Here is a 24,857-nt window from a genome sequence, read left to right on the forward strand (position 1 = left end):
CTTTAGATGAAATCAGTTAAAATTGCATTCAGTCAATTACAAGGAGATATAATTTGTCGAAAGAATATGATGCTTGGCATAATCATTCTTTTTTTAGGTTTTATTTATTATTTCTCATTATATAGAATACGTTACTTTCAATCACTGGGATTAAGTTATTCTATAGCTGATGGATATGTTCATGCTTTAAAGGCAAATCAATTTGGTTTTACGGTACTTTTCCCTTTTTTACTTTTTGTTTCCGTTAACGTTGAATCGGATTTTGATACAAATAAATTAATTCGACAATCAAATCGTGAAATTTTATTTAAGATCCAATTAATTAAAATGATACTTTTATCTTTAGGAATTACATTGTTTCTGTGGCTAATTGTCATGGGAATTTATTCAAGATACACGTCTTTGTGGGTCAACTGGGATCAATCTAGTAGTGTATATGCGATTGTAAATCATTCAACCAATGATGTCTCTTTTTTTATGGTCCAGTTTGTTTTTTTTATTTCATCGGTGACTTTATTGATGTTTAACTTTAGTTTATTCATTGTTTGTCGATGGATTTTTCAAAAAAACTATGTTGGTTGGTTGACGATTATTGTTTTACTTTTATGGGATATGAAACAGTGGGTAGGGTATCAGATCGTTTATAAATTTCTAGGAATAGGTTATGAACGTTTTGTACATCCATTTTGCTCAATTATTTTCTCTCTAATATTTGTGTCTATAGTTATCTTGGTCATCCGATTCATTAGTAAAAAAATAATAAAAAGAGTTGAGTTCATATGAAAGCTAAAAATGTACATTTTATTGTTTTTGATTTAAAAAAGGCTTTGTATAGTTTGCGTTTTTATTTCATTCCAATAGGTCTCATTGCAGTTCTAAATTTTGCAGGAATAAAAAGTTATAAAAACTTTTCGATAATTGATGGGTTAGCTGTTTTTTTTAAAGGAATGCGACCTTTTCAATATGTGGATGGGCGTTCCGTATTCGATATTCCCAAATTATTAGTCGTCTTTGTTTTTTATGTGGTTTTTACTTCATTAAATTATGTAAATCGAGAACGATCACACAGTAACTTTAATACAGCTTTGAGATTTGTTAGTCGAAGGAATTGGATGATTGGCAAGATTTTTACAAGTGTTTGGCTAACGTTACTTCAGCTAATTCTATTTTACTTTAGTTCTTGGTCTCTTTTTCGTGGGAATCAAATCCACTTAAAGGAATTATCTCAATGGATTTTTCAAATAGATTTATCCCCTAATTTTTTAGAAAATATTGGCTTTTTTTTATTTATTACGATTCCTGTAGTATTGGTAAGCTTGACTTTACTAAGCTTAGTTCTCTTATTTTATTTTGGTTTTAGTTTCGCTATTTGTTTTTTGATGCTTGTATTAGTTAGTTCAACTTATTTTAACACTTCTTTTTTGGTGGGAAATCTATTGATGCTACATCGAACAAACTTGGTTGAATCTTCAGGAATATCGCTAGTATTTCCAACCGTTGCTTGTGCTATCTTCACAGGGGTTGCTGCAAGTGTATTGGTTTTTAAATCAAATAAATGGGAAATTTTTAAATAGATGGAATGAAAAGGAAGTGTTTAATAACATGAAGTTAGAAATAAAACATTTGAATAAAACAATCAAAGATCAAACAATCTTGAATGATATTAATCTAGAACTTGTAGGTGGAAAAATTTATGGTTTGAGAGGGAAAAATGGTGCAGGAAAAACTGTCTTGTTGAAATTAATTTGTGGACTAATTTTTCCGAATTCAGGGCAAATTATTCTTGATGACAAGATTCTTGGAGAAGATATTTCTTTTCCTGAAAGTGTGGGCGCTCTAATTGAGACCCCAGGTTTTATTGAAAATTATTCTGCTTGGAAAAATCTAGAATCATTAGCCTCTATAAAAAACATAGCTAAGAAACAAGAAATGTCTAATTTAATGTCTTTTTTAGGTTTAGATCCTCAAGATAAAAAGAAAGTCAAAAAGTATTCTCTAGGAATGCGTCAAAAATTAGGGATTATCATGGCTTTGTTTGAAAATCCTGATTTAATTATTCTTGATGAGCCTCTAAATGCGTTGGATGAACAAACACAATCATCTGTTCTTGAACTTTTGAAAAAATACAGTGCGAATGGTAGCTTAATAATAATTTCTTCTCACGATCGAGAAGAATTGGATTATTTGGCGGATGAAATCATTGAAATTGTTAATGGTCAGATTAAGCAAGGAGGTTCGATTGGATGATAAAAAAAGGACTAGTTATATTAGGCGTTTTTTTAGGTCTAGCTTCACTAGTAAATATTATTCAAGTTAACCGGCAAAATCCCAAGATAGTTGTAGAAAATTACAATAAAAACGAATGGGTTGTTTTTGATGATCAGACGGAAATAAAAGTCACTGATTTTCAACTTCTTTCCCAAGAAGCTTTAAAAGATTTAATCACTGCAAATGATGGGGATTATAAAAATTATGAAATTGAAGATACTGAGATGAGAGCGGTACTTTTAACTATTCAAAAGAAAAGCAATGGTCAGTCAAAAAATAATATTGCTCAATCAGTTCTTGTTTCTGGAGGCTTTAGTAATGGGATTAACTTACAAGCAACCTCTTTGATTAATGAGGAAGAGGATAGTGATACACAAAAATTTTTATACACTATCACCGATAATTTGGTAACGAAAAAACATTGGGATGAGATGGACAAAATGAAGTTCTATCTAGCAGTTAACTATACTCCCGTGGAAAAAAGAATTATTTTAAACTAAGAATAAAGAACTTCTTTCAACTTAATTTAAATTAAAAGAGTTAATGGAAATTAGTAGGTGAAAATAGAATCATTGAAGAAAACAAGCAAGAATGGTATCTAGTCGAAGCAGTAAAAGATGATGCAAGCATTGTCTGTAGTTATTTACCACTATCAAATTCAATTCGAGCACAGATTTACGATAAATGAAATCTCTTTATTAGTTATTGAAGTAATAATCCTTATACATCAATGTTTTACGGTTGATTTATGAGGGTTATTTATTTTTGAGATGATTCACACTCCATTTTTTTCTATCGATGTACCAACTAATTATCCTTACTCTTACCCTTAGGTTTGAGACAAAGTTGGTACTTAAGACCTATGTTTTTTTCTATGAAAAGGAGCATAATATGGATGTAAGGAAAACTTGCATAGAATATATTTGCTTAAGGAGGCAATTTCCATGAACGAAAGAGAACGTATTTTGGATTTAGTAAAAAAAGGTGTGCTTTCTACGGAAGAAGCCTTGGATTTACTTGAAGGAATCGCCAAGGCGAAAGATGAGACACAAATTAAAAAAGAAGCAGATGAAGTAATCGCAGACAAACAAGATGGTAGTCAATGGTTTGAAGATATAGAAAAAATTGATGTAGAAGGCGAGCTTGAAAAAGGCGAAGAAAAATTACGTCAAAAAGAAGCAGAAGACAGAGAATTTTTAGAAAGCATTTTAGACGATTTAGCAACCGAAGCAAATCAAGCTTCTGCAGAGTTGGATGAAGTGAATGCAGAAATTCAAGGAGTTCATGCTGAAATCAAAGAAATTCAAGAAGCTTTGATGGAATTAAATACCAAAGAAGAACTTGGAGAGCTATCAGAAGATGATTTAGAAAATCGTCAAGAGCTTGAAGCAGAAGTTCAAGAGTTAGAAGATAGCTTAGATGAATTAACCGATGAAAAAATTAGTTTAGAAGCGAAACTAAAAAATATTCGTCGCAATCAATGGGATAAGAAAAAAGAGAAAATCTCTCAAAAAATGGATATCCCTGAAGATTGGAAAGAACAAGCTTCTGACACGTTAAATCATGTCGGTGGTAAAGTAGCTGAAGCTAGCACTCACTTAGGTAAATTCTTGAAAAAGACTTTCCAAACAGTGACAGAAACAGTTGGAGACAACGTTGAATGGAAAGACGTGAACTTCCGAGTTCCTGGAGTAGCAACGCAAAAATTTGAAAAAACATTTGAATTTACCGAAACCGAAGCGACTATCTTAGATGTTCGTGTAGCGAATGGTAATGTTCAATTCCATACTTGGGAAGAACCAGGTGTCAAAGTGGAAGCGAAAATCAAATTGTATGGCAAAATGGATGCAGAAACACCAGAAGCAGCCTTTGAAGAACGTAGCCAAATTGAAGTGGACAATGAGCACATTTCATTCCAAATTCCTAATAAACGTGTACGCGCTGACTTAGTTTTCTATTTACCAACACGAGTATACGACCATGTGTCAGTTAAATTATTGAATGGCAATGTCTTAGTCAATGATTTAGAAGTCAAAGACATTTACACAAAATCAACAAATGGAAATATTGAGATTGAAAAAATCAATGCTTCTATGTTGGAAATTGAAGGTGTAAACGGAAATATTACCGTAAGCTCTGGTGAGATTTTAGACTCAATTATTGAGACTGTAAACGGAAGTGTAACTATGACCGCAACTCCTCAAAATATTGGCATTTCATTAGTCAATGGAGATGTTCGTTTAACCTTGAAAGAAGAGGGGCTACGTCGCTTAAATGCAAATTCTGTAAACGGTAATGTAAAAGTTGCTTTCTCTGAAACTTTAGGTTTAGAAGGAACAGCTAAAACAAGTTTAGGTTCAATCAACAGTCGTATTTCTGAGTACGAAATTGTTCGTCAAAAGAAAGAACGCATGAATCAATTACTACAATTCCGTCGTATCACAGAAAATATGGCGCAAATTGATCTTTCTACAACAACTGGAAATATTTATTTGAAAGATACAGAGAAATAAAGGTACAATAGAGGAAAGAAAGGAGTTTCTCCTTTCTGACCTTGATTATTAGACAAAGGATGGTGAAAAAATGAAAAAGAAACTGACTAAGTCAAGAGATAACGTTGTTTTGACAGGAACATTAGCAGGTATTGCGGAACATTTTGGAATTGATCCAACAATCATTCGTATTATCTATGTATTTGTTTCATTAGTGGGTATTGGCTCACCAATATTATTGTACATTGTGATGGCCGTATTGATTCCAGCGGATCAATCATCGGGTTCAAGTGACCATAGACAAGACAACAAATATTATCGTAACAATAACTACGGGAAACAAAGAAAAGACCGTCCTCGCAAAGAAGCTGAAAAAGTAGAAGAAGAGGACTGGAGTGATTTCTAGTGACATATTTTCAACGATTAGTCATCAATATGTTGACTTTTGTGTCCTTGTCCGTTTTGTTACCCCATATGGTTCACGTTCGTAGTATTTTTATAGCATTGCTTGCGAGTTTTGTGCTATCCATCTTGAATGCGTTGATTAAACCGGTTTTAACAATTATTTCCTTTCCGTTAACCTTGTTAACACTTGGTTTTTTCAGCTTTGTAATCAATGGATTGATGTTACAATTTACGTCCAATTTAGTTGGTGCCAATAATTTTGGTTTCTCATCATTTTGGGCAGCAATGCTGGTTGCAATTATTATGTCGGTAGTAAATATGATCGTAACTGAACACCATATGGAAAAAGACTACAAAGAATAACACGGGACTATAACATAAGTAAGAGCAAGATAAAATATTCGAACAAAATAGAATGAATTTCTTCAATTTTCTATCGTTCGGATATTTTACTGTTAAACTACTTATGTTATAATCCCGTGTGTTTTTTTGTAAAGATTAAAGGAAGTATGAGTTTTAAAAGAGAGAAAGAACCTAGTATGATAGATTCTTTCTCTCTTTTCACTTATAAAATACTTTCCTCAGTTACAGAAGCTAAATATTCGTCCACAGCAACAATTGTTTCATCTAAAGCACCAGCTTCAAATGGAGAACGTAGGTGGGCAATTTCTAAGATTTGTAGGAAAGTTTTTGTGCCACCAACCTGACAAATGGCTAAATAATCTTGCCAAGCCTGTTCATCATGTTCTACATTAAATCTTTTCCAGAATTGGAAAGCACAAACTTGTGCCAGTGTATAGTCAATGTAGTAGAAAGGAGAAGCAAAGATATGACCTTGGCGGTACCAATAAGTTCCTAAATCAAGGAAAGGAAATTCACTGTAATCTCTTTCTGGGCAATATTGTTTCTCTAATTCGCGCCAGCAAGCTTTTCTTTCACTAGCTGTCCATTCAGGATGCTCATAAACTTCTTGTTGAAAATGATCAACTAATACGCCATAAGGTAAAAATTGTAAGGCACTAGCTAAATGATTAAATTTGTATTTTGCCGTTTCATCTTCAAAGAAACTTTCCATCCATGGCCAAGCAATAAATTCCATAGACATTGAATGAATTTCGCATGATTCATAGTTAGGAAAAACAATTTCAGGTTCTTTGATCCAACGAGATTCAAAGCATTGGAAGGCATGACCTGCTTCATGAGTTAAGACATCCACATCATGAGAGGTACCATTGAAGTTCGCAAAAATAAATGGTGATTGATAATCTTGGATAAAGGTACAATAACCACCAGATTCTTTACCTGTTTTGCTTAATAGATCAAGCAATTCTTTATCTGCCATAAAATCAAAGAATTTTCCAGTTTCAGGAGATAATTCATGATACATTTTGCGTGCTTTAGCTACTAACTCTTCTGGTGTTCCTTTAGGAGTAGCATTGCCACTTGGATAGACTAAGGGTAAATCATGATAAGCAAGTTTTTCTAATCCATTACGTTTGGCTTGTCTAGCATATAATTTTTCGGCAACGGGAACCACTTTGTCTAAAATTTCTTTACGATAGGTCTCAATCATCTTGCGATCGTAATCCCAACGATTCATTTTGACATCTGCAAATTCTACATAATTTTTAAATCCAAGTTTTGTTGCAATTTCATGACGAACTTTTACCATATCATCATAAATTTGATCAAATTTTGCTTCATTTTCTGCAAAGAAAGCCGTCGATTTCTCAATTGCTGTTTTACGAATCGAGCGATCTTTGTTTTGTGTAAATGGAGCAAATTGGGCTAAAGTATAGGTGTTCCCTTCATACTCAATTTGGGCAGAAGCGATTAATTTAGAATAATCAGAAGTTAATTGATTTTCTTTTTGGAACAGTGGAATCAATTCTTCATCGAATAATTTCACTTGGCTTTCAGCAAAGAAAAATAAGGTTTCTGGATATGCGTCCTTCAATTCAGCTAACAGTGGTGAAGATAGCAAAGCTTGATAAAATTGAAAGTCTAAGGAAGAAAAATGCGGAGTGTATTCATTCCAAAATTCATCTTCTTTTTCGTAAAAAGTATCATTTGTATCGATAGAATAACGAATACTAGCTAGATTTCCTGCTGTATCAATCATTCCTCTTAATTCATTCAAACGATCTATTGATTTTTTTGCGGAACTAAATTCTGTCGCTGCTTTTAACGTTTCAAGTGCAGCTAAGAAGCTCTCTTTGTAGGTTTCATAATTTGGTCTTTGGTAATCGTATTCAGAAAATTTCATAGATGATGATTCCTCCTTTTTTCTTAATAATAGCACAAAAATTTCTAAGTGATAGCTAATTTTTAATAATTTATGATTTGTCAAATTAAGTTAGAATAAAATGCTTCTTGTACATAGCTCAAAAATACTTCGATAGGTGTTTTGTAATTCAAGGATTTTCTTGGAATATGATTACGTTGATTGCTGACGCTTGAAATAAATGGTTGGTCGACTTCTCTAAAATCCATTGATTTTGGTAATCCGTTACGACGTAGAATCCCGTTGGAATTCTCGTTTAATGGACGTTGAGAAGGTGTTCCAGGATCAGCAAAATAAATAGCAATATCATGCTGATTACTGACAGTTTTCCAGTTAGAAAATTCTTTTCCACAGTCAAAGGTAATGGATTTAAAGAAGTTTTTAGGAAAGCGAGAAAACCAACAGTTAAGGGCAGTTTCAATATCTGATGCCTTACGGCCGTTAGGTTTAATCGTGATAATTACTTTAGATAATCTTTCAACCAAAGTAATGACGGCACTTTTATGATGAACGCCAACAATTGTATCACCTTCAAGGTGACCGAATTCAGAATTGAAATCTGGATAATTATCAAGTCGATTATGGATTGAACGCTTAAACTGTTGTTTTCCACGTTTTTCCTGATGGCCATTAGGTTTTCTTTTCCCTTTCATAGGTAGTGTTTCAACATCAAATATTCCTTTAGAAAACAAACGGTAGAGTGTTCTCATACCACATGAAATAGTTAATTCTTGACGCCCAATAATGGTGTCAGGCGTCCAACCAAGAGAAACTTTCTCTTTAATGTAATCCACTTCATGAGCAGGTAATTGAATGACTTTTCTACCACATTTTTTCTTATTTTCTTTATACTGATACCAATAATCAAGTGCTGTCTTGCCTAATTTAAATTGATTAACGACCGTATAAATCGTTTGAATAGCGCGTTTCATTCGTTTGGCAATATCAGTCGGTTTAGTCCCTTGAAGAAAATAAGATTCTATCATAGTCAGTTCGTCTATGGTAAGATGTTTGTAGGTCATTTATGGTTTACACTCCTTTGTTTTCTTTGGTCGGAAATACAATTTGAGTGTACCATAAATGGCTTTTTTATTTTTCTAACTTAATTTTACAATTCGCGATTAATTAGAGTTTTTCATTGAAAAAAACTGACTTCTATCATTTGATTTTGTCACTCATTCTGAAATCATCCTCTTTTTGAGTTTAATGGTAACTGAGCATATTTGTTGTTACTATTCACAGCTACCTTTTTAATCTATTCGCTACACTACTCAACGAAGTCTGCTTTTGTCGATCTTGGGACCAACTGGAGCCTGTAGTCTCCAGTCTGTCAACCTTTAGCGTAAAGAAGAGCGAGGCTTGTGTTGTCGCCATGTTGAGAATTCAATGTGAACAACGCACAGTTGCCAATTGATTGGTTACTGTGCGTATGAAGCTTGAAAGCTCCAAGACTACAGTTTTGGAGCGGTTCCGGGCTGACCTAAGCAAGCCTCTCTCGCATTGAAGAGTCAAGTTTGCTGTGAATAGTAACTTTTTTTTATCTTATTGAGAGAAAATTAGTACTTTTATAGTAACTTCTCCTTTAGAATGTTAAAATATAACAGTATTAGGTTTAGAAAAGAGGGGAAATAATGACAGAAACCGTAAAAGTAAGAGAATTGGCAGAAGCCTTAGATTTAGAAGTTGTTACTGGAGATGAGACGGCCTTAGATCGTTTAATTACGACAGCAGACGTTTCCCGCCCAGGTTTAGAATTGACGGGTTACTTTAATTATTACACGCAAGAGCGAGTGCAACTATTTGGTTATAAAGAAATGAAGTTTACCAAACGAATGATGCCAGAAGAGCGTTTGATGGTTTTACACCGTTTATGTACAGAAAGCACACCAGCATTAGTTATTTCAAGAGGATTGGATGTAACCGATGAAATGATGCAAGCTTGTGAGGAAAAACATATACCGATTTTTCGTTCAAAAGTTTACACATCAAGATTACTTGGACAAATTACAAGCTTTTTAGATAGTAAATTAGCTGTTAGAACCAATGTCCACGGAGTATTGGTAGATGTATATGGTTTAGGTGTTTTGATTCAAGGCGACAGTGGGATTGGTAAAAGTGAAACTGCTTTAGAATTGATTAAACGCGGCCATCGCTTAATTGCAGATGATCGAGTGGATATTTACAAGCAAGATGATTTAACTTTAGTTGGAGAACCGCCAAAGATTTTAGAACACTTAATTGAAATTAGAGGAATTGGAATCATTGACGTTATGAATCTATTTGGAGCAAGTGCTGTTCGTGGATCAATGCAAGTTCAGCTTGCTGTTTATTTAGAATCATGGGCTCAAGACAAAACCTATGATCGTTTAGGCTCATCGCATGAATCCGTTCGTCTAGCTGAAGTGGATATTCCACAAATCAAAATTCCTGTAAAAACTGGACGTAACGTGGCAATTATTATCGAGGTAGCAGCCATGAATTTCCGTGCCAGAACAATGGGTTATGACGCAACCCAAACTTTTGAAGATCGTTTAAGTCGTCTAATTGAAGAAAACTCAAATGTCTAATTTTAGGAAGTGAAAGTTTATGATAGCAGCTGTTAACCGTGTCGCATTTGAGGTCTTTGGGATTGCCATTTACTGGTATGCGATTATTATTATTTCGAGTATTGTCATTGCTATGTGGGTAAGCACAAGAGAAGCAGTCCGCGTGGGAATGAGAGAAGATGATGTTTCTGATTTTATGTTGGTAGCTTTGCCAGTTGCTTTTATAGGAGCAAGGTTGTATTACATTTTATTTAATCTGCAACCCTATATTAACGATCCAATTCAAATATTTAATATTCGATCAGGGGGATTAGCCATTTATGGTGGTTTAATCGCAGGAGGCATTTGGTTATTTTTCTATTGCCAAAGAAATTTTATATCCACATGGACATTTTTAGATGTTGCTGCTCCTAGTGTGTTACTAGCTCAAGCCATCGGACGTTGGGGAAATTTTATGAACCACGAAGCTTTTGGAGGGGAAACAACGAGAGAATTTTTGGAAGGCTTACGTTTACCAAACTTTATTATTGATAATATTTACATTGACGGAGCTTATCGTCAACCAACTTTTTTATATGAATCTGTTTGGAGTATTGTAGGGGTGATTGTTTTACTTTTCTTACGCAAGAAAACAGGTCTTTTAAAACAAGGGGAAGTTTTTTTAGCATATATCATTTGGTATAGCTTTGGCAGAATGTTTATTGAAGGAATGAGAACAGATAGTTTGTATTTATTTGGTTTTAGAGTTTCTCAATTATTGTCCTTTGTCCTTTTTGTTGGAGGAATTATTTTATTAGTTTGGCGTAGAAAAAAACAGCCGAACTTAAAGGATTATAACCGTTCTAAGGGAGTAAATGAGTATTTAATATAATCAGGCAATTTATACTGATTATGATAAAATGAGAATAAATAAATGTGTTAACAAATTTAGAGGAGGTTTCCATTGTGAAACAAGAAATCGCCGTATTAGGCCCTGGTTCTTGGGGAACTGCGCTAGCGCAGGTTCTAGCTGAGAATGGTCATTCAGTAAGATTGTGGGGAAATAATCCTGCACAGATTGATGAAATTAATACGTATCATACCAATCGACATTATTTACCAGATATTAAAATACCAAAAAGCATTAAAGGCTTTAAAGACTTAAAGTTAGCGATTAAGGATGCAGATGCTATCCTTTTTGTTGTGCCAACAAAAGCTATGCGTGTAGTTGCTAAAGAAGTAACAGCTTCTATAGGAGGGGATGCACCTTACATCATTCATGCTTCTAAAGGTTTAGAACAAGAGAGTCACAAACGAATTTCTGAAGTGTTGACGGAAGAAATTCCAGCAGAAAAAAGAAAAGAAATTATCGTTCTCTCTGGTCCGAGTCATGCGGAAGAAGTTGCTGTTCATGATATCACTACAATTACTGCTGCCAGTCAAAAGGAAGAAGCAGCTAAATATGTTCAAGATTTATTTATGAATGATTATTTCCGTATTTATACTAACAATGATGTTGTCGGTGTAGAAACGGGAGCGGCTTTAAAAAATATTATTGCCATTGGGGCTGGAGCAATTGCTGGCTTAGGATTTGGCGATAATGCCAAAGCAGCAATTATGACACGTGGCCTAGCTGAAATTAGCCGTCTAGGAGTTGCGATGGGGGCAGATCCACTAACTTTCATTGGTTTAAGTGGTGTGGGAGATTTAATTGTAACTTGTACAAGTATCCATTCTCGAAACTGGCGCGCAGGAAATATGTTGGGTAAAGGAAAAAACTTGGACGATATCCTTGAAAACATGGGGATGATTGTTGAAGGGGTATCCACAACGAAAGCAGCTGTTGAATTAGCGGAAAGTTTAGGTGTAGATATGCCAATTACCGAAACTATTTATAGCGTATTGTATGAAGGAAAAGACATTCAGCAAGCTGCCAAAGATATTATGCTACGTGATGGAAAAATGGAGAACGAATTTTAATCCATTTGCATAAATAAGGAGGATACAAAGATGAAAGTCAAAAAAGCGGTGATTCCTGCTGCAGGACTTGGAACTCGTTTTTTACCAGCTACTAAGGCAATGGCTAAAGAAATGTTACCGATCGTTGATAAGCCAACCATTCAGTTTATTGTGGAAGAAGCATTAAAATCTGGCATTGAAGATATTCTGATTGTTACCGGGAAAGCTAAACGTCCAATTGAGGATCATTTTGATGCAAACTTGGAATTAGAAATGAACCTAAAAGCCAAAGGTAAAGATGAGCTATTGAAGCTTGTAGAAGAAACAACAGATGTGAATTTACACTTTATCCGTCAATCTCATCCTAAAGGTTTAGGACATGCTGTTTTACAAGCGAAAGCATTTGTAGGAAATGAACCTTTTGTGGTCATGCTTGGAGATGATCTGGTAGCAGATAAAGTGCCTCTAAGTAAACAACTAATGGAGGACTATGAAACGACACATGCTTCGACAATTGCTGTCATGAAAGTACCTCATGAAGAAACTTCTAAATACGGCATCATTAATCCTGAAGGGGAAGTTGCTGAAGGATTATATAATGTCAGTAGTTTTGTTGAGAAACCTAAGCCAGAAGATGCTCCAAGTGACTTAGCGATTATTGGTAGGTACTTACTAACACCAGAAATTTTTGATATTTTAGAAAATCAAAGTCCTGGCGCAGGAGATGAAATTCAATTAACTGACGCAATTGATACTTTGAACTTGACCCAACGCGTATTCGCCCGTGAATTTACTGGTAAACGATATGATGTAGGCGATAAATTTGGTTTCTTGAAAACGAGTATTGAATATGGTTTACAACATCCAGAAGTCAAAGATGAGTTAGAAACATTCATTTTGGAAACTGCTAGAGAATTGGAAGCCAAACAAGTTATTCCAGAATTAATTGAAGAACAAGAATAATTAAAAGAAGACCCTTTTTTCACAGCACGTTGAAAAAAGGGTTTTCAAAAACTTTTTTTATCTGTTGCTTTTGTTTGTATAATAAAAAATGAAATGATATGCTATTAGTAAGAACTGATAACTTAGAAGGGAGTTTTGATATGACAGCAGGAGGTTGGGCCGCGATAATCGCAGCCGTAGCATTTGCCGTATTAGTTATTTTTCTAGTACGTGTGTTGTTAAAAGTTGAAAAAACGGTTGCTTCAGTGCATACAACAATTACGGAAGCAAACAAAACAATTGGTGTTGTTACAAAAGATGTCGATATTCTTTCACGAGAGGTAGAAGGATTATTGGTCAAAAGTAACGAACTGTTACAGGATGTCAATCATAAAGTAGCAACGATTGATCCGTTATTTACAGCAGTTGCCGATTTAAGTACAAGTATTTCAGAATTAAACTATTCAAGTAAAAACCTAGTCTCTCGTTTAGGGACATTAGGTAAAACAACTGCCCAAGCCACAGTGGCTGGTAAAGCAGGTCAAGCAGCAATGAAATTCTTTAATCAAAGAAAACAAACAGCAGAATAAATGGAGGGGTTTAGATGAGTAAAAAAGGCGGCTTTTTATTAGGAGCAATCATCGGAGGAACTGCAGCGGCAGTAACAGCATTATTATTAGCACCTGAATCAGGAAAAGAATTGCGTGACAAATTAGGGAAACAAGTAGATGATTTATTAGATGCAGCTTCAGATTATACTGATATTGCTAAAGAAAAAAGTAGTGATTTAACTGATTTAGCAAAAGAAAAAGCAGGGGAATTCGCTAAAAATGCGGAAGACTTAGCTCAATCATTAAAAGATAAAGCGACAGATACTTATGAGGATGCTCAAGATGCAACTTCAGAGTTTGCTGATCAAGCCTCAGATTTTGCAAATCGTTTCAAGAAAAATGCAGAAGAAGCAGTAGAAGAAACTAGCGAAGTTGTCGATGATATTGTTATCGATGTACAAGAATCAGTAGACGAAGCTCAAGAAATTTTATCTGAGGGTGCTGAAGAAGCAGCCGTAGTAACTGAAAATGTTAATGATGAAGCAGGAGATGTTGTCGATGAAATTGTCGATGTCACTGAAGGTGTCAAAGACGAAGCAACTGATTTAGCAGAGGAAGTAACTAATAAAGATATTCCTTCTGAAGACTTTGAAGAATCTGTTGAAGAATTGAAAGAGAAATTTGAAGAAAACAATCCAGAAGTATAAAAATTTACAGAGACAGATGGTTTAAAAATACAGATTGTATTTTTGCTATCTGTCTTTTTTTAATCGATAGGGAGAAAAATGAATGATTATTGAAAGAAGTCTGACATGTAAAAATTCTTCTAAAAATCAATTTTTAGAAGAATTTTCCATTTATTTATTGTCAAAGGATTGCGAAAACATTGAGAAAAATGTATCGGATGAAGTGATAATTCGAAGGGTTGGAAAAAAAGATGAAAAGTATTGGGAATATTTACCCGATGACTTAGAGAAAATTCAAGTTCTAACAAGTATTAGTCACGGGAAATATGGTTCTTGTCATGGAAAACTATGGACGAATCAGAAGAGTTACGCTTTTTCTATTCAGTATGAATTTGTTTCAACAAGCAAAAAAATAATCCAAGAAGCAATGGTCTTTTTGATTGAAGAACTTAAATAGTAAAACCAACCTTCCTTATCTAAGTGATGACTCAGTAAAGGAAGGCTAGTTTTTTTGACTCATTATTGAATAATAGTTAATTCTTTAGATGTTTTTGTGAAAGGTTTGCAACCATCTTCGGTTACATAGATGCAATCTTCAATTCGGACACCGATTTGATCAGGAAGATAAATTCCTGGTTCAATCGAGAAGCACATGCCTTCTTCAATCACTAAATCATTTCCTGCTACAATCGATGGGTATTCATGAATAGAAGCGCCAATACCATGACCTAAACGATGATTAAAGGCTTCTTTGTAACCATAACTTTCAATGACATCACGGGCGATTTTATCTAATTGATGAGCTGTAACACCAGGTTTTACCGCAGATTGAGCAGCTAATTGGGCTTCAAGAACGATATGGTAAATTTTTTCTTGGAATTTTGTTGGTTCTTGATAAGCAACAGTTCGAGTAGCATCACTACAATATCCCTTCCACAAGACACCTAAATCAAATAAAACGAGTTCATTTGGTTTAACCGGTGTATCATTTGGTTCACCATGTGGGCTAGCTGCATGAGGGCCAACTAAGACAGTCGTATCAAAAGACATTTTTGAGACACCTTGACGTTTTAATTGATATTCAATTTCTGCCACAATTTCTTCTTCTTTGACACCTTCTTTGATTGCTGAAAAACCAATTTCAAAAGCAACGTCTGCCCAATTTCCAGCTTCAATCATTGTATCAATTTCTTGTTTGGTTTTACGTAACTGCAATTTTTGTAAGACTGGGCCGACATCTTTAGAGAAATCTGAAGTTGGAAGTAGCTCTGACAAGGCCTCATAACGATCTAGAGACAGACTATTTTTTTCTAATGCAATCGTTTGTTTTTTTCCATAACGAGTAAGAAGTTCATTTGCAATGACTTGCCATGGATTTTCAGTGTCTAAATAACCAACAACATCATAAGACCAGCTGCTCTGTTTAGCACTTTCCGTTTCTAAGGCAGGCATAAGTAAAAATGGATCAGCTTGCAAAGAGATAAATAAAGCTAAGACACGTTCATGAGGATCACTCGTAAATCCTGAAAGATAAGCAATGGAAGTGGGATTTGTTATATAAGCAACATCAACTGCCTCTTGATTCATCCAAATTTTTAATTCATTTATTTTTTCTTGATTCATAATCATCCTACTTTCTATTAGCATTCATTTTCTATTCCAAACAATTAATTTCGAATAGAACGATTTCAACTATATTGTAACACTAAATATTAAGATTTGTTTGACATAAAATTATTTTCATGAAAATGAAACTAAAACGGTTGCAAATCACTAAGAAATTTGCTATTCTAACTAAGAAATGTAAATGAGATTTTCAGAAAACGAAATATAAGATAGGAGAAAGACTTAATATGGAGAAACAAACAATCACAATTTATGATGTAGCTCGCGAAGCAAACGTATCAATGGCTACTGTCTCTCGTGTAGTTAACGGTAATCCAAATGTGAAACCAGCTACACGTAAGAAGGTTCTTGAAGTAATTGACCGACTTGATTATCGTCCAAATGCAGTTGCCCGTGGTTTAGCTAGTAAGAAAACAACAACAGTAGGGGTAATCATTCCTGATGTAAGTAATATGTTTTTTGCTTCTTTAGCTCGAGGAATTGACGATGTTGCAACGATGTACAAATACAACATTATTTTAGCAAACTCAGATGGAGACAGCTTAAAAGAAGTGAATGTATTAAACAATTTGTTGGCTAAACAAGTGGATGGTGTAATTTTTATGGGTCATCGCATTACTGATGAAGTTCGTGGTGAATTTTCTCGTTCTAAAACACCAGTTGTTTTAGCTGGTTCTATTGATCCAGATGAACAAGTAGGAAGCGTAAATATTGATTATGGTAGTGCAACTAAAGACTCAGTTAATTTATTAGCTAAAAATGGGAATAAAAAAATTGCTTTTGTGAGTGGTGCGTTAATTGATCCAATCAACGGTCAAAATCGTTTAAATGGCTATAAAGATGCCTTAAAAGAAAACGGCTTAGATTACAATGAAGGTTTAATCTTTGAAGCTCCTTATTCATTTAAAGATGGACTTAGTTTAGTAGAACGTATTCAAAATAGTGGAGCAACAGCAGCCTATGTAACAGATGATGAATTAGCAATTGGTATTTTAGATGGTTTATATGATCGTGGTATCAAAGTACCTGAAGACTTTGAAATTATCACAAGCAACAACTCTTTGTTGACAGATGTTGCTCGTCCAAGATTATCAAGTGTTAGCCAACCATTATATGATATCGGTGCAGTTGCTATGCGTTTGTTAACTAAAATGATGAATAAAGAAGAAGTTGAACAAAAAACAATTGTTTTACCTTACAATGTTTTAGAAAAAGGTTCAACGAAATAAAAAAAAGACAACTCTGAAAAATCAGAGTTGTCTTTTTTTAATCATTTTCGGCACTACTTTCGGGAGTAGTATTGTCATCGTCATCGTTGTTATTCTCGTTGTTGTCGGTATGTTCTTTGTCTTCGTCCTCTTCTTTTTCTTCTTCTCTAGGTGTAGCTCTAGGTCTAGGTGTAGCTCTAGGTCTAGGTCTTGGTTTAGGAACGACTTTTTTCCAATAATCTAAATAATTGGCTTGAGTTCCACCAATTCCGAATTGCAAGCTGACATTCGTTGGACCACCAGTTGCCCAATAGGAAGTAACCGTACTACTTGGGGCATCGAATGTTACATTATTAACAGTCATTTTACCACCAGGTCGGGTACCAGTAAAACTAGATACCTGATAATTGTTGACGCTTGAATCAATACTAAAGGTTTGGTTAACACCAAGAACTTCAGAATCTGCATTGTGAATAGCATTGGCCAAATAAGCCATATAAGTAGCTGTACGTTGACCAGCACCAAAGTCATTTGGCAAACTGTCTTCGCGACCCGACCAGCTACTTAATGTAACTGTCGGTGTAGAAACAACTAACCATGAATCGACATAAGCATCAGTAGTTCCGGTTTTACCTACCCAGTCTACGTTTGTAGCGAGATTCCAGTTAATTCCGTATAAATCAGAAATAAAATTCGTTGTTGCTCCTGATCGAACCACATCCCGTAACATATCATTCATAATAGAAGCGGTGGCTTTTGAGAAAACACGTGTAGGATTCAATTCATGTTCATAAATTACATTTCCAGTAGAATCTGTGATGGCCTCGACTAAATACCCCTCATTATAGACCCCTTCATTAGCAATTGTTTGGAAGCCGTTTGTTTGAGTCAATGTGGTTATTTCTGCAACACCTAAAGGAGCAGATTCGTATTGCCAAACAGGTAAGTCAGGATAGTTCATTTCTTTTAGATAATGATCGTAAACATAACTTTGAGAATTTGTTTGATCTAAAGTATTTTGATACAAATGATAAGCTGGAATATTGTTTGAATGAATCAAGGATTCACGGACAGTTTGGAAAGTATTAGAACCTGAATTTGTCGCATTGACAATCGGTTTACCAGCATCTTCACCATTTTGCCATTTGGTTGCATAATCAGATACCATTGTTTCGCTACCGATTAACCCTTGCTCTAAAGCGGGTGCATAAACCAAAACGGGCTTAATAGCTGATCCAGCCTGACGTTTAGAACTGAAAGCATGATTGTACTGATTACGTTGATAGTCACGACCACCAACGAAGCCTAAAATTCTTCCAGTGCTATTTTCCATCAATACATTACCAACTTCAATTCTTGTAGAAGAGTCTAAAACTGAACCATAGTCAGCAACAGCTTGTTGCATTGCATCGTGGATACTTTGGTCAATGGTTGAGTGAACAGTATACCCACTAGTTGCTATTTTTAGTTGCGCTTTTTGTAAGTATTCTTGATAGACTTCTTCTGTTGCATAGTCTTCTTCACTTACACTATTTTCTTGTGCTAATTGTAAAGCGACTAAATCTGCGGCTTCTTCCATAATGGCATAATATAAGAAACCATTATCATCTATTTGACGAGTACCACGAGCCTTAAAGTCAGCAACTAAATCATATGCCAAAGCTTCATTGTATTCTTCTTCAGAAATTGCGTGATTACGATACATACTAAATAGTACAAAGTCTTTCCGTTCTAAGCCGTATTGTAAGTAATCCTCGTCAAAAATTTCTCCTGTGTTTGTGTAAGGTGTAAAGACGTAAGGATTTTGTGGTAATCCTGCGATGAAAGCTGCTTGTGGTAAATTCACTTCATCTGCATTGACCCCAAAAATACCTTGTGCTGCTTCTTGAACACCAGCAATGTTTTCCCCAAAATTATTTCGACCAAAAGGTGAGATATTAAGGTACATTGTTACAATTTCTTCTTTCGAAAAGTTCTTTTCTACTTCCATTGCATATAAGATTTCTACTGCTTTTCGCCTAAAAGTAGTTTCACTAGTTAACATTTGTTGCTTTACCAATTGCTGAGTGAGGGTGGAACCTCCACTACTACCTATACCAGTTACTTCTGAAATTAATGCTCGGATGACCGCTTTAGGAACCATACCATTATGTTCATGGAAATATTCATCCTCTGTAGAAATCACGGCATCTTTAATTAATTCGGAAATTTGATCAGGTTCTACTCTTGTTCGTTGTAGATCTGATCGTATAGTCGTAATCAAAGAATCATCAGCGTACACTAATTTAGAAGTCTCAGTAACATCTCCTAATTCTTGTTGCAACTCTTGTTTCGTTGGGGGTTCGGTGTCTCCTACTAAATAAGCAAAATAACCAAGACCAATCCCTAGACCTAATGTTCCAGCCATAACGAATAAAGAAAATCCGACGATTACTAATGATTGTAAGACACGAACAATGACATTTAAATAGAAAGTAACCCCTGATTTTTCATTTTGTGTTTTGGGTTGTTTTGTTTTTTGGGACAAGCTAGTCACCTCAATTTTTGTTTTGTTTCTGGTCTATTATAGCAAAGAATTGCCCTAATTCCAAAGTATTTTGCCAACCCTTAAGGATATCTAAAAGAAGAGTTTTCTAAAATTAAAAGAAGAGATAAAAAAAGCAACTTATACTATTTTCAATTCAAATGATAACGAAAGTAAGTCAAGCCATTTCACCTATTAAAAAATAAGGAGTCAACTCTATCCAACTTATAAAGATACTAAGTCAATTTCAGAACTCTTTTTAATCTTGAATGGAAACTAATTGAAACTTCCAGTCCATCTGTCCAGAAAAATTCTCATTTCAGGAGACCGATTTGAGCCTCTTAGGAGTCTCAAATCTTTCCTTCCTACTCTGCGTAATTCATCCTCATCTTTAACCTGAGATGAGAATTTTCTTCCCAGTTGGACTTGCAGTTTTTTAAAGTAGATTTTTATACTTATAAATGATAGGTTACTCATTTGAAAAAAAGAAAATCCTATTAAAAACTGGAAGAATAAAATGGAGAAAGTTCATCGGTTGTGTTCTAAAGAGCTGAATGAATTACGCTGACTTAGTGCGATTAGCACTTAGTTAGCGTTTGAACGTCAGCAGCCAAAGAGACTCTGTTAAGAGGCTCGTGGCGGTCTCACACAACCAGTGAGCTTTCGGAGTTTTATTCTGGAAGTTTCAAACTCTAATTACTTTGATTAGAAGATAGTAATAATTAGTAGTTTAAAGTAGGATTTTTAGGTATTTTATCTTTTCTTTCCGATGATTTTCAGTTAATATAAAAAATGAGTATTTATTGAGGAGGAACATTACATGAGTTCAGACTTTTTTCAAGAGTTAAAAGAACGTGGCTTAGTCCATCAAGCAACAGACGAAGTAGCATTAGAAAAACAATTAAATGAAGAGTCTGTAAAATTATATGTAGGATTCGATCCAACAGCAGACAGTTTGCATATCGGACATTTACTACCAGTTTTAGTGTTGCGTCGTTTCCAACAAAACGGACACGTACCGATTGCTTTAGTCGGTGGAGGAACTGGAATGATTGGAGACCCATCATTTAAAGATCAAGAACGTCAATTAAATACCTTGGATACCGTTAAAAATTGGTCTCAAAGTATAAAAAATCAATTGTCTCGTTTTATTGATTTTGAGGATGATACCAATCCAGCAATTATTGCAAATAACTATGACTGGTTAGGATCTATGTCATTAATCGACTTTTTACGTGATGTGGGTAAAAACTTTACGATCAATTATATGATGAGTAAAGAAAGTGTGAAACGTCGGATTGAAACGGGAATTTCATATACAGAATTTGCTTACCAATTGTTACAAGCCTACGATTTTCTGAAATTATATGAAACACATGGTTGTTTATTACAATTAGGTGGTAGTGATCAATGGGGAAATATTACTTCAGGAATTGAATTATTACGCCGTGAAAAAGAAGTGCAAGGTTTTGGTTTAACCATGCCATTAATCACTAAAGCCGACGGAACTAAATTTGGTAAAACTGAAGGAAATGCAGTTTGGCTAGATGCAGAGAAAACAACACCTTATGAATTTTACCAATTTTGGATCAATACGGATGACCGTGATGTGATTAAATTCTTGAAATATTTCACTTTCTTATCTTTAGAAGAAATCGCAGCGATTGAAGAGGAGTTTACGAAAGCACCAGAAACTCGTGTTGCGCAAAAAGCTTTGGCTAAAGAAATAACGACTTTGGTTCACGGAGCAGAAGCATATGATCAAGCGGTACGAATTTCAGAAGCTTTATTTAGTGGAGAAATTAAACGTTTATCAGGGGAAGAAATAAAGCAAGGTTTCAAAGGTGTTCCGACCTATGAAGTGAAAGCAGAAGATAATTTGAATTTAATTGAGTTATTAATCACTGCTGGGATTGAACCATCGAAACGTCAAGCAAGAGAAGATGTCCAAAATGGTGCAATCTATATCAATGGCGATCGTATTCAAGAGTTATCTTATGAATTAAACGAGACAGATAAAATTGATGGACAATCAACAGTTATTCGTCGCGGTAAGAAAAAATATTTCTTATTACAATTTTAATAACGAAAAGAGATTGTGTGAGCAATCTCTTTTTTTGAATGTTAACAGGAGGAGGGGACGTATGGGGACGATTATTATTCAAGCAAGTAGTTTATTTTTTATTATCGTACTAGGTTTTTTATTAAAACGTTGGAATATCCTTACCAAAGCAGATGGAACCACCTTATCAATTATTATTGTTAAAATCACCTTGCCGGCTGTGATTATCTTAAATTTGGCACGTTTAACATTGGATACACAATTAATGATTTTTATTCTTTTAGGAATTATTTGGTCGGTTGTTCAGGTTGCGTTGGCATGGTTTTTATCAAATAAACAGGGGAGACTCCATCAGCGTTTGATGATGTTTTGTACATCTGGTTTTAATATCGGCAATTTCACTTTACCGTTTGTACAAGGTTTTTTACCTTTAGGTGTTCCTTTGCTTTCGATGTTTGATATGGGTAATAGTATTATGTTGTGTGGTGGAACAAAAATTGTGGTCGATCAGATAACTGAAAAGGACGAAACGGCTAATTGGAAAAAAATTGCTAGAAATCTATTGAGCTCAATTCCTTTTACTAGCTATGTCATCATGCTATTTCTACGAATCTTTTCGATTGATTTACCAACTACTTTTTTGACGATGTTAGAACCTGTTGCTCAAGCTAATATATTTTTATCGATGTTTATGATTGGTTTATATTTAGAGCTTCGTTTGCCAAGAACGGCATTAAAAGAAGTGGTAAAATTATTAACGATTCGTTATGGAGTAGGAATAGGCGTAATTGTCTTACTTTATTTTTTACCGATTGCTCATTTACCTAAGTTAGTGTTAGCATTATTAGCAGTTACTCCAATTCCGTTATATGCTGTGATCAATTCAGTGGCTTCCGGTATAAAAGAAGAAGTGGTGGGATTTGCTTCTTCCATTAGTTTTTTGATTAGTTTGCCTTTAATGACCGTGATTATGGTGATTTTTAATACGTAAGTAAGCATGCTTCTTGCATCTGTTCACTGCTTCCGTAATACTAAAACAAGTAATACTTTTTAAGAATATCGAGGAGGAAAATCATTGTTAATTGGTTCTCACGTTTCCATGAGTGGAAAAAAAATGTTAGTAGGAGCAGCAGAAGAGGCTGCTAGTTATGATGCATCAACCTTTATGATCTATACAGGAGCGCCACAAAATACCCGTAGAAAACCTTTAGAAGACATGAATATTGAAGCGGGCAAACTTTTGATGGTTGAAAAAGGTTTGTCGGATATGGTCGTACATGCACCCTACATTATTAATTTAGGGAATACGATCAAACCAGAAAATTTTGGTTTTGCGATTGAATTTTTACATGAAGAAATCCGCCGAGCACAAGCTCTAGGTGCAACTCAAATCACCATGCATCCAGGAGCTCATGTCGGTGAAGGTGTGGACGCAGGCATTGCTCAAATTATTAAAGGGTTAGATGAAGTATTAGAAAAAGAACAAATTCCTCAAATCGCTTTGGAAACAATGGCTGGTAAAGGAACAGAGATTGGTAGAACTTTTGAAGAGTTAGCTCGAATTATTGAAGGAGTAACTTTAAATGAAAAGTTATCTGTTACATTAGATACCTGTCATACACATGATGCTGGTTATAATATCAAAGAAGATTTTGATGGTGTATTAGCAGAATTTGATAAGATTATTGGGTTAGATCGTCTAAAAGTTATTCATGTCAATGATTCCAAAAATATACAAGGTTCACACAAAGACCGCCATGCTAACATTGGCTTTGGGGAAATTGGATTTGATGCTTTAAAATATGTGGTACATCATGAAAAATTAGCTCAATTACCTAAAATTTTAGAGACACCTTATGTAGGTGAAGATAAAAAGAACAAAAAAGCACCTTATGGTTTTGAAATTGCGATGCTTAAAGCAGGTGTTTTTGATCCAGAACTGTTAGAAAAAATCATGCAACAATAATAAGCTAGAAATCGTGACATGAGGAAAGACGCATGTCAAGATTTTTGTTACAATAGTTTTATAAAGGGTTTCCAAATAATAAGAGAAAGTAGGATGATAATGACAGTTTTACAAGAATCATTCCAATTAGAAAATGGCGTAAAGATTCCCAAAATCGGTTTAGGAACTTGGCAATCAGCTCCACAAGATGCCTATAATGCCACGAAATTTGCGCTAGAAAATGGTTATATTCATGTAGATACAGCTTATGTTTATGGCAACGAACCTGAAGTAGGTAAAGCGGTACGTGAAGCAGCAGTCAACCGTGAGGATATTTTTGTTACAACCAAAGTACCTGCGGAAATCACTACTTATGAGGAAGCAAAAGTAGTCATTGAAAAGTCGTTATCTCAGCTAGATATTGATTATATTGACTTATTGTTAATCCATGCCCCTAGACCATGGAGTCGGATTAAACAACCAAATCCAGCAGAAGATGATTTGAAAAATCGTGAAGTTTGGCGAGCGATGGAGGAATTTTATGAAGCAGGTCAGGTGAAATCAATTGGTGTGTCTAACTTTAGTCAAAGAGAAATCGAAACTTTATTAGAACATGGCAAGGTTCAACCAATGGTCAATCAAATTATTTATCATATTGATAATACTGACCCTGAGTTACTCGCTTTTTGTCAGGAAAAAAATATCTTAGTCGAAGGGTATTCACCCATTGCGACGGGTAGACTATTAAAAGACGAAAAAGTACTGGCGATTGCTGAAAAATACGGTAAATCAATTCCACAAATTTCGATTCGTTATTTATTAGAAAAGGGAATATTACCTTTACCTAAATCTGTACATGAAGAATATATTTTACAAAATAGTCAAGTTGATTTTGAATTAACTAAAGAAGACGTGGCATATTTAGATAGTTTATAGTTTCTAAAAAAGTTCTCGAAAAATAAGATTAAAATTGCTATTTTGATCTTTACACAAAATAATAATTTTTAAGTTGTCTTCTTAAATTTTAAGGGATATCATCAGAAAAGGATTTTTTAAAGTAATTCGTAAAACTTCCTTTTCTTTTTTTGTTTTTTCTAGTAAAATAATTCATTGAGAGTACAAAGGGAAAGGAGAAGATAACATGAACACAGGAATCGTAGTTTTAATCGCAGTCATTGCTTTAGCTGTTGGCGCTGTTGGCGGCTTCTTTTTGGCACGTAAATATATGCAAGATTATTTAAAGAAAAATCCTCCCGTTAATGAGGATATGTTGCGTATGATGATGATGAGTATGGGGCAAAAGCCATCTGAGAAAAAAATTCGTCAAATGATGCAACAAATGAAAAACCAAAAATAATATTTTGGGTTCTAACGGGCTGA

24 protein-coding genes are annotated in these 24,857 nt (G+C 34.6%); 20 read left to right on the forward strand and 4 right to left on the reverse strand.

The annotated features are described in order from the left end of the window. Nucleotides 1-6: 6 nt before the first annotated feature. From AC4BBX_RS00125 to AC4BBX_RS00155, 7 genes are all read left to right on the forward strand, one after another. Nucleotides 7-783, forward strand: a complete 777-nt coding sequence (locus tag AC4BBX_RS00125; RefSeq protein WP_490454465.1) for a hypothetical protein — start codon at nt 7-9, stop codon at nt 781-783. Then, complete coding sequence (locus AC4BBX_RS00130; protein WP_490454466.1) at nt 780-1,574, forward strand: hypothetical protein; 795 nt, start codon at nt 780-782, stop codon at nt 1,572-1,574. Before AC4BBX_RS00125 ends, AC4BBX_RS00130 begins: the two co-directional genes overlap by 4 nt. Nucleotides 1,575-1,602: 28 nt before the next feature. Further along, nucleotides 1,603-2,247 (forward strand): ABC transporter ATP-binding protein, encoded by a 645-nt coding sequence (locus tag AC4BBX_RS00135; RefSeq protein WP_490454467.1) that lies wholly within the window; start codon nt 1,603-1,605, stop codon nt 2,245-2,247. Beyond that, a complete protein-coding gene (locus AC4BBX_RS00140; RefSeq protein ID WP_490454468.1) occupies nt 2,244-2,768 on the forward strand; it encodes a hypothetical protein in 525 nt (174 codons plus the stop codon). Before AC4BBX_RS00135 ends, AC4BBX_RS00140 begins: the two co-directional genes overlap by 4 nt. Before the next feature lie 444 nt (nt 2,769-3,212). Continuing rightward, nucleotides 3,213-4,781 carry a daptomycin-sensing surface protein LiaX gene (gene liaX / locus AC4BBX_RS00145; protein WP_490454469.1) on the forward strand — a complete coding sequence of 523 codons (1,569 nt, stop codon included), beginning with the start codon at nt 3,213-3,215 and terminating at the stop codon, nt 4,779-4,781. Nucleotides 4,782-4,851: 70 nt separating this feature from the next. Continuing rightward, nucleotides 4,852-5,166, forward strand: coding sequence for a PspC domain-containing protein (locus AC4BBX_RS00150; protein WP_490454470.1), 315 nt, complete (start codon nt 4,852-4,854; stop codon nt 5,164-5,166). Then, nucleotides 5,166-5,528, forward strand: coding sequence for a phage holin family protein (locus AC4BBX_RS00155; protein WP_490454471.1), 363 nt, complete (start codon nt 5,166-5,168; stop codon nt 5,526-5,528). The genes AC4BBX_RS00150 and AC4BBX_RS00155 overlap by 1 nt, the downstream gene beginning before the upstream one ends. Before the next feature lie 202 nt (nt 5,529-5,730). Here the strand turns inward: AC4BBX_RS00155 and AC4BBX_RS00160 are convergent, their stop codons facing one another. Both AC4BBX_RS00160 and AC4BBX_RS00165 read right to left on the reverse strand, forming a co-directional pair. Continuing rightward, complete coding sequence (locus tag AC4BBX_RS00160; protein WP_490454472.1) at nt 5,731-7,431, reverse strand: M3 family oligoendopeptidase; 1,701 nt, start codon at nt 7,429-7,431, stop codon at nt 5,731-5,733. A gap of 80 nt (nt 7,432-7,511) precedes the next feature. Then, a complete protein-coding gene (locus AC4BBX_RS00165) occupies nt 7,512-8,471 on the reverse strand; it encodes an IS30 family transposase (RefSeq protein WP_490453847.1) in 960 nt (319 codons plus the stop codon). A gap of 609 nt (nt 8,472-9,080) precedes the next feature. Here AC4BBX_RS00165 and hprK point away from each other — a divergent pair. The 7 genes from hprK to AC4BBX_RS00200 all read left to right on the forward strand — a co-directional run bounded on the left by hprK (nt 9,081) and on the right by AC4BBX_RS00200 (nt 14,569). After that, entirely contained in the window at nt 9,081-10,016 is a 936-nt protein-coding gene (gene hprK, locus AC4BBX_RS00170; protein WP_490454473.1) for an HPr(Ser) kinase/phosphatase, read from the forward strand. A 19-nt stretch (nt 10,017-10,035) separates the two neighbouring features. Beyond that, the gene (gene lgt / locus AC4BBX_RS00175) at nt 10,036-10,866 is read left to right on the forward strand and encodes a prolipoprotein diacylglyceryl transferase (RefSeq protein ID WP_490454474.1); all 831 of its coding nucleotides are present in this window, start codon (nt 10,036-10,038) and stop codon (nt 10,864-10,866) included. A gap of 74 nt (nt 10,867-10,940) precedes the next feature. Then, the gene (locus tag AC4BBX_RS00180; protein WP_490454475.1) at nt 10,941-11,954 is read left to right on the forward strand and encodes an NAD(P)H-dependent glycerol-3-phosphate dehydrogenase; all 1,014 of its coding nucleotides are present in this window, start codon (nt 10,941-10,943) and stop codon (nt 11,952-11,954) included. Between the two features lie 30 nt (nt 11,955-11,984). Beyond that, nucleotides 11,985-12,896, forward strand: a complete 912-nt coding sequence (galU, locus tag AC4BBX_RS00185; protein WP_490454476.1) for a UTP--glucose-1-phosphate uridylyltransferase GalU — start codon at nt 11,985-11,987, stop codon at nt 12,894-12,896. 140 nt (nt 12,897-13,036) lie between these two features. Beyond that, nucleotides 13,037-13,465 carry a DUF948 domain-containing protein gene (locus AC4BBX_RS00190; RefSeq protein ID WP_490454477.1) on the forward strand — a complete coding sequence of 143 codons (429 nt, stop codon included), beginning with the start codon at nt 13,037-13,039 and terminating at the stop codon, nt 13,463-13,465. 14 nt (nt 13,466-13,479) lie between these two features. After that, complete coding sequence (locus tag AC4BBX_RS00195) at nt 13,480-14,133, forward strand: YtxH domain-containing protein (protein ID WP_490454478.1); 654 nt, start codon at nt 13,480-13,482, stop codon at nt 14,131-14,133. Nucleotides 14,134-14,215: 82 nt separating this feature from the next. Next, on the forward strand, nt 14,216-14,569 hold the full coding sequence (locus tag AC4BBX_RS00200) for a hypothetical protein (RefSeq protein ID WP_490454479.1): 354 nt from the start codon (nt 14,216-14,218) through the stop codon (nt 14,567-14,569). A gap of 62 nt (nt 14,570-14,631) precedes the next feature. Here the strand turns inward: AC4BBX_RS00200 and AC4BBX_RS00205 are convergent, their stop codons facing one another. Then, nucleotides 14,632-15,735, reverse strand: coding sequence for an aminopeptidase P family protein (locus tag AC4BBX_RS00205; RefSeq protein WP_490454480.1), 1,104 nt, complete (start codon nt 15,733-15,735; stop codon nt 14,632-14,634). 230 nt (nt 15,736-15,965) lie between these two features. Here AC4BBX_RS00205 and ccpA point away from each other — a divergent pair, with 230 nt between their 5' ends. After that, the gene (gene ccpA / locus AC4BBX_RS00210) at nt 15,966-16,967 is read left to right on the forward strand and encodes a catabolite control protein A (protein ID WP_490454481.1); all 1,002 of its coding nucleotides are present in this window, start codon (nt 15,966-15,968) and stop codon (nt 16,965-16,967) included. Nucleotides 16,968-17,004: 37 nt separating this feature from the next. Here the strand turns inward: ccpA and AC4BBX_RS00215 are convergent, their stop codons facing one another. Further along, a complete protein-coding gene (locus AC4BBX_RS00215) occupies nt 17,005-19,473 on the reverse strand; it encodes a transglycosylase domain-containing protein (protein WP_490454482.1) in 2,469 nt (822 codons plus the stop codon). Nucleotides 19,474-20,290: 817 nt separating this feature from the next. Here AC4BBX_RS00215 and tyrS point away from each other — a divergent pair. The 5 genes from tyrS to AC4BBX_RS00240 all read left to right on the forward strand — a co-directional run bounded on the left by tyrS (nt 20,291) and on the right by AC4BBX_RS00240 (nt 24,834). Further along, on the forward strand, nt 20,291-21,553 hold the full coding sequence (gene tyrS / locus AC4BBX_RS00220; protein WP_490454483.1) for a tyrosine--tRNA ligase: 1,263 nt from the start codon (nt 20,291-20,293) through the stop codon (nt 21,551-21,553). 61 nt (nt 21,554-21,614) lie between these two features. Continuing rightward, nucleotides 21,615-22,523: an AEC family transporter gene (locus AC4BBX_RS00225; protein ID WP_490454484.1), complete on the forward strand. Its 909-nt coding sequence runs from the start codon at nt 21,615-21,617 to the stop codon at nt 22,521-22,523. Nucleotides 22,524-22,607: 84 nt separating this feature from the next. Next, nucleotides 22,608-23,498, forward strand: a complete 891-nt coding sequence (locus AC4BBX_RS00230; RefSeq protein WP_490454485.1) for a deoxyribonuclease IV — start codon at nt 22,608-22,610, stop codon at nt 23,496-23,498. A gap of 99 nt (nt 23,499-23,597) precedes the next feature. Beyond that, the gene (locus AC4BBX_RS00235) at nt 23,598-24,413 is read left to right on the forward strand and encodes an aldo/keto reductase family protein (protein WP_490454486.1); all 816 of its coding nucleotides are present in this window, start codon (nt 23,598-23,600) and stop codon (nt 24,411-24,413) included. A 205-nt stretch (nt 24,414-24,618) separates the two neighbouring features. Then, nucleotides 24,619-24,834 (forward strand): YneF family protein, encoded by a 216-nt coding sequence (locus AC4BBX_RS00240; RefSeq protein ID WP_490454487.1) that lies wholly within the window; start codon nt 24,619-24,621, stop codon nt 24,832-24,834. Nucleotides 24,835-24,857: the final 23 nt, after the last annotated feature.

The organism is Enterococcus sp. AMC1157, assembly GCF_058216555.1.

Excerpts from the sequence above, each read along its gene's own strand:
- liaX (WP_490454469.1), top strand. The coding sequence starts at position 3,213 with ATGAACGAAAGAGAACGTATTTTGGATTTAGTAAAAAAAGGTGTGCTT.
- galU (WP_490454476.1), top strand. The coding sequence starts at position 11,985 with ATGAAAGTCAAAAAAGCGGTGATTCCTGCTGCAGGACTTGGAACTCGT.
- AC4BBX_RS00135 (WP_490454467.1), top strand. The coding sequence starts at position 1,603 with ATGAAGTTAGAAATAAAACATTTGAATAAAACAATCAAAGATCAAACA.
- AC4BBX_RS00165 (WP_490453847.1), bottom strand. The coding sequence starts at position 8,471 with ATGACCTACAAACATCTTACCATAGACGAACTGACTATGATAGAATCT.
- AC4BBX_RS00130 (WP_490454466.1), top strand. The coding sequence starts at position 780 with ATGAAAGCTAAAAATGTACATTTTATTGTTTTTGATTTAAAAAAGGCT.
- AC4BBX_RS00235 (WP_490454486.1), top strand. The coding sequence starts at position 23,598 with ATGACAGTTTTACAAGAATCATTCCAATTAGAAAATGGCGTAAAGATT.
- AC4BBX_RS00205 (WP_490454480.1), bottom strand. The coding sequence starts at position 15,735 with ATGAATCAAGAAAAAATAAATGAATTAAAAATTTGGATGAATCAAGAG.
- hprK (WP_490454473.1), top strand. The coding sequence starts at position 9,081 with ATGACAGAAACCGTAAAAGTAAGAGAATTGGCAGAAGCCTTAGATTTA.
- AC4BBX_RS00195 (WP_490454478.1), top strand. The coding sequence starts at position 13,480 with ATGAGTAAAAAAGGCGGCTTTTTATTAGGAGCAATCATCGGAGGAACT.
- AC4BBX_RS00150 (WP_490454470.1), top strand. The coding sequence starts at position 4,852 with ATGAAAAAGAAACTGACTAAGTCAAGAGATAACGTTGTTTTGACAGGA.
- AC4BBX_RS00160 (WP_490454472.1), bottom strand. The coding sequence starts at position 7,431 with ATGAAATTTTCTGAATACGATTACCAAAGACCAAATTATGAAACCTAC.
- AC4BBX_RS00200 (WP_490454479.1), top strand. The coding sequence starts at position 14,216 with ATGATTATTGAAAGAAGTCTGACATGTAAAAATTCTTCTAAAAATCAA.
- AC4BBX_RS00140 (WP_490454468.1), top strand. The coding sequence starts at position 2,244 with ATGATAAAAAAAGGACTAGTTATATTAGGCGTTTTTTTAGGTCTAGCT.
- ccpA (WP_490454481.1), top strand. The coding sequence starts at position 15,966 with ATGGAGAAACAAACAATCACAATTTATGATGTAGCTCGCGAAGCAAAC.
- AC4BBX_RS00225 (WP_490454484.1), top strand. The coding sequence starts at position 21,615 with ATGGGGACGATTATTATTCAAGCAAGTAGTTTATTTTTTATTATCGTA.
- lgt (WP_490454474.1), top strand. The coding sequence starts at position 10,036 with ATGATAGCAGCTGTTAACCGTGTCGCATTTGAGGTCTTTGGGATTGCC.
- AC4BBX_RS00190 (WP_490454477.1), top strand. The coding sequence starts at position 13,037 with ATGACAGCAGGAGGTTGGGCCGCGATAATCGCAGCCGTAGCATTTGCC.
- tyrS (WP_490454483.1), top strand. The coding sequence starts at position 20,291 with ATGAGTTCAGACTTTTTTCAAGAGTTAAAAGAACGTGGCTTAGTCCAT.
- AC4BBX_RS00240 (WP_490454487.1), top strand. The coding sequence starts at position 24,619 with ATGAACACAGGAATCGTAGTTTTAATCGCAGTCATTGCTTTAGCTGTT.
- AC4BBX_RS00125 (WP_490454465.1), top strand. The coding sequence starts at position 7 with ATGAAATCAGTTAAAATTGCATTCAGTCAATTACAAGGAGATATAATT.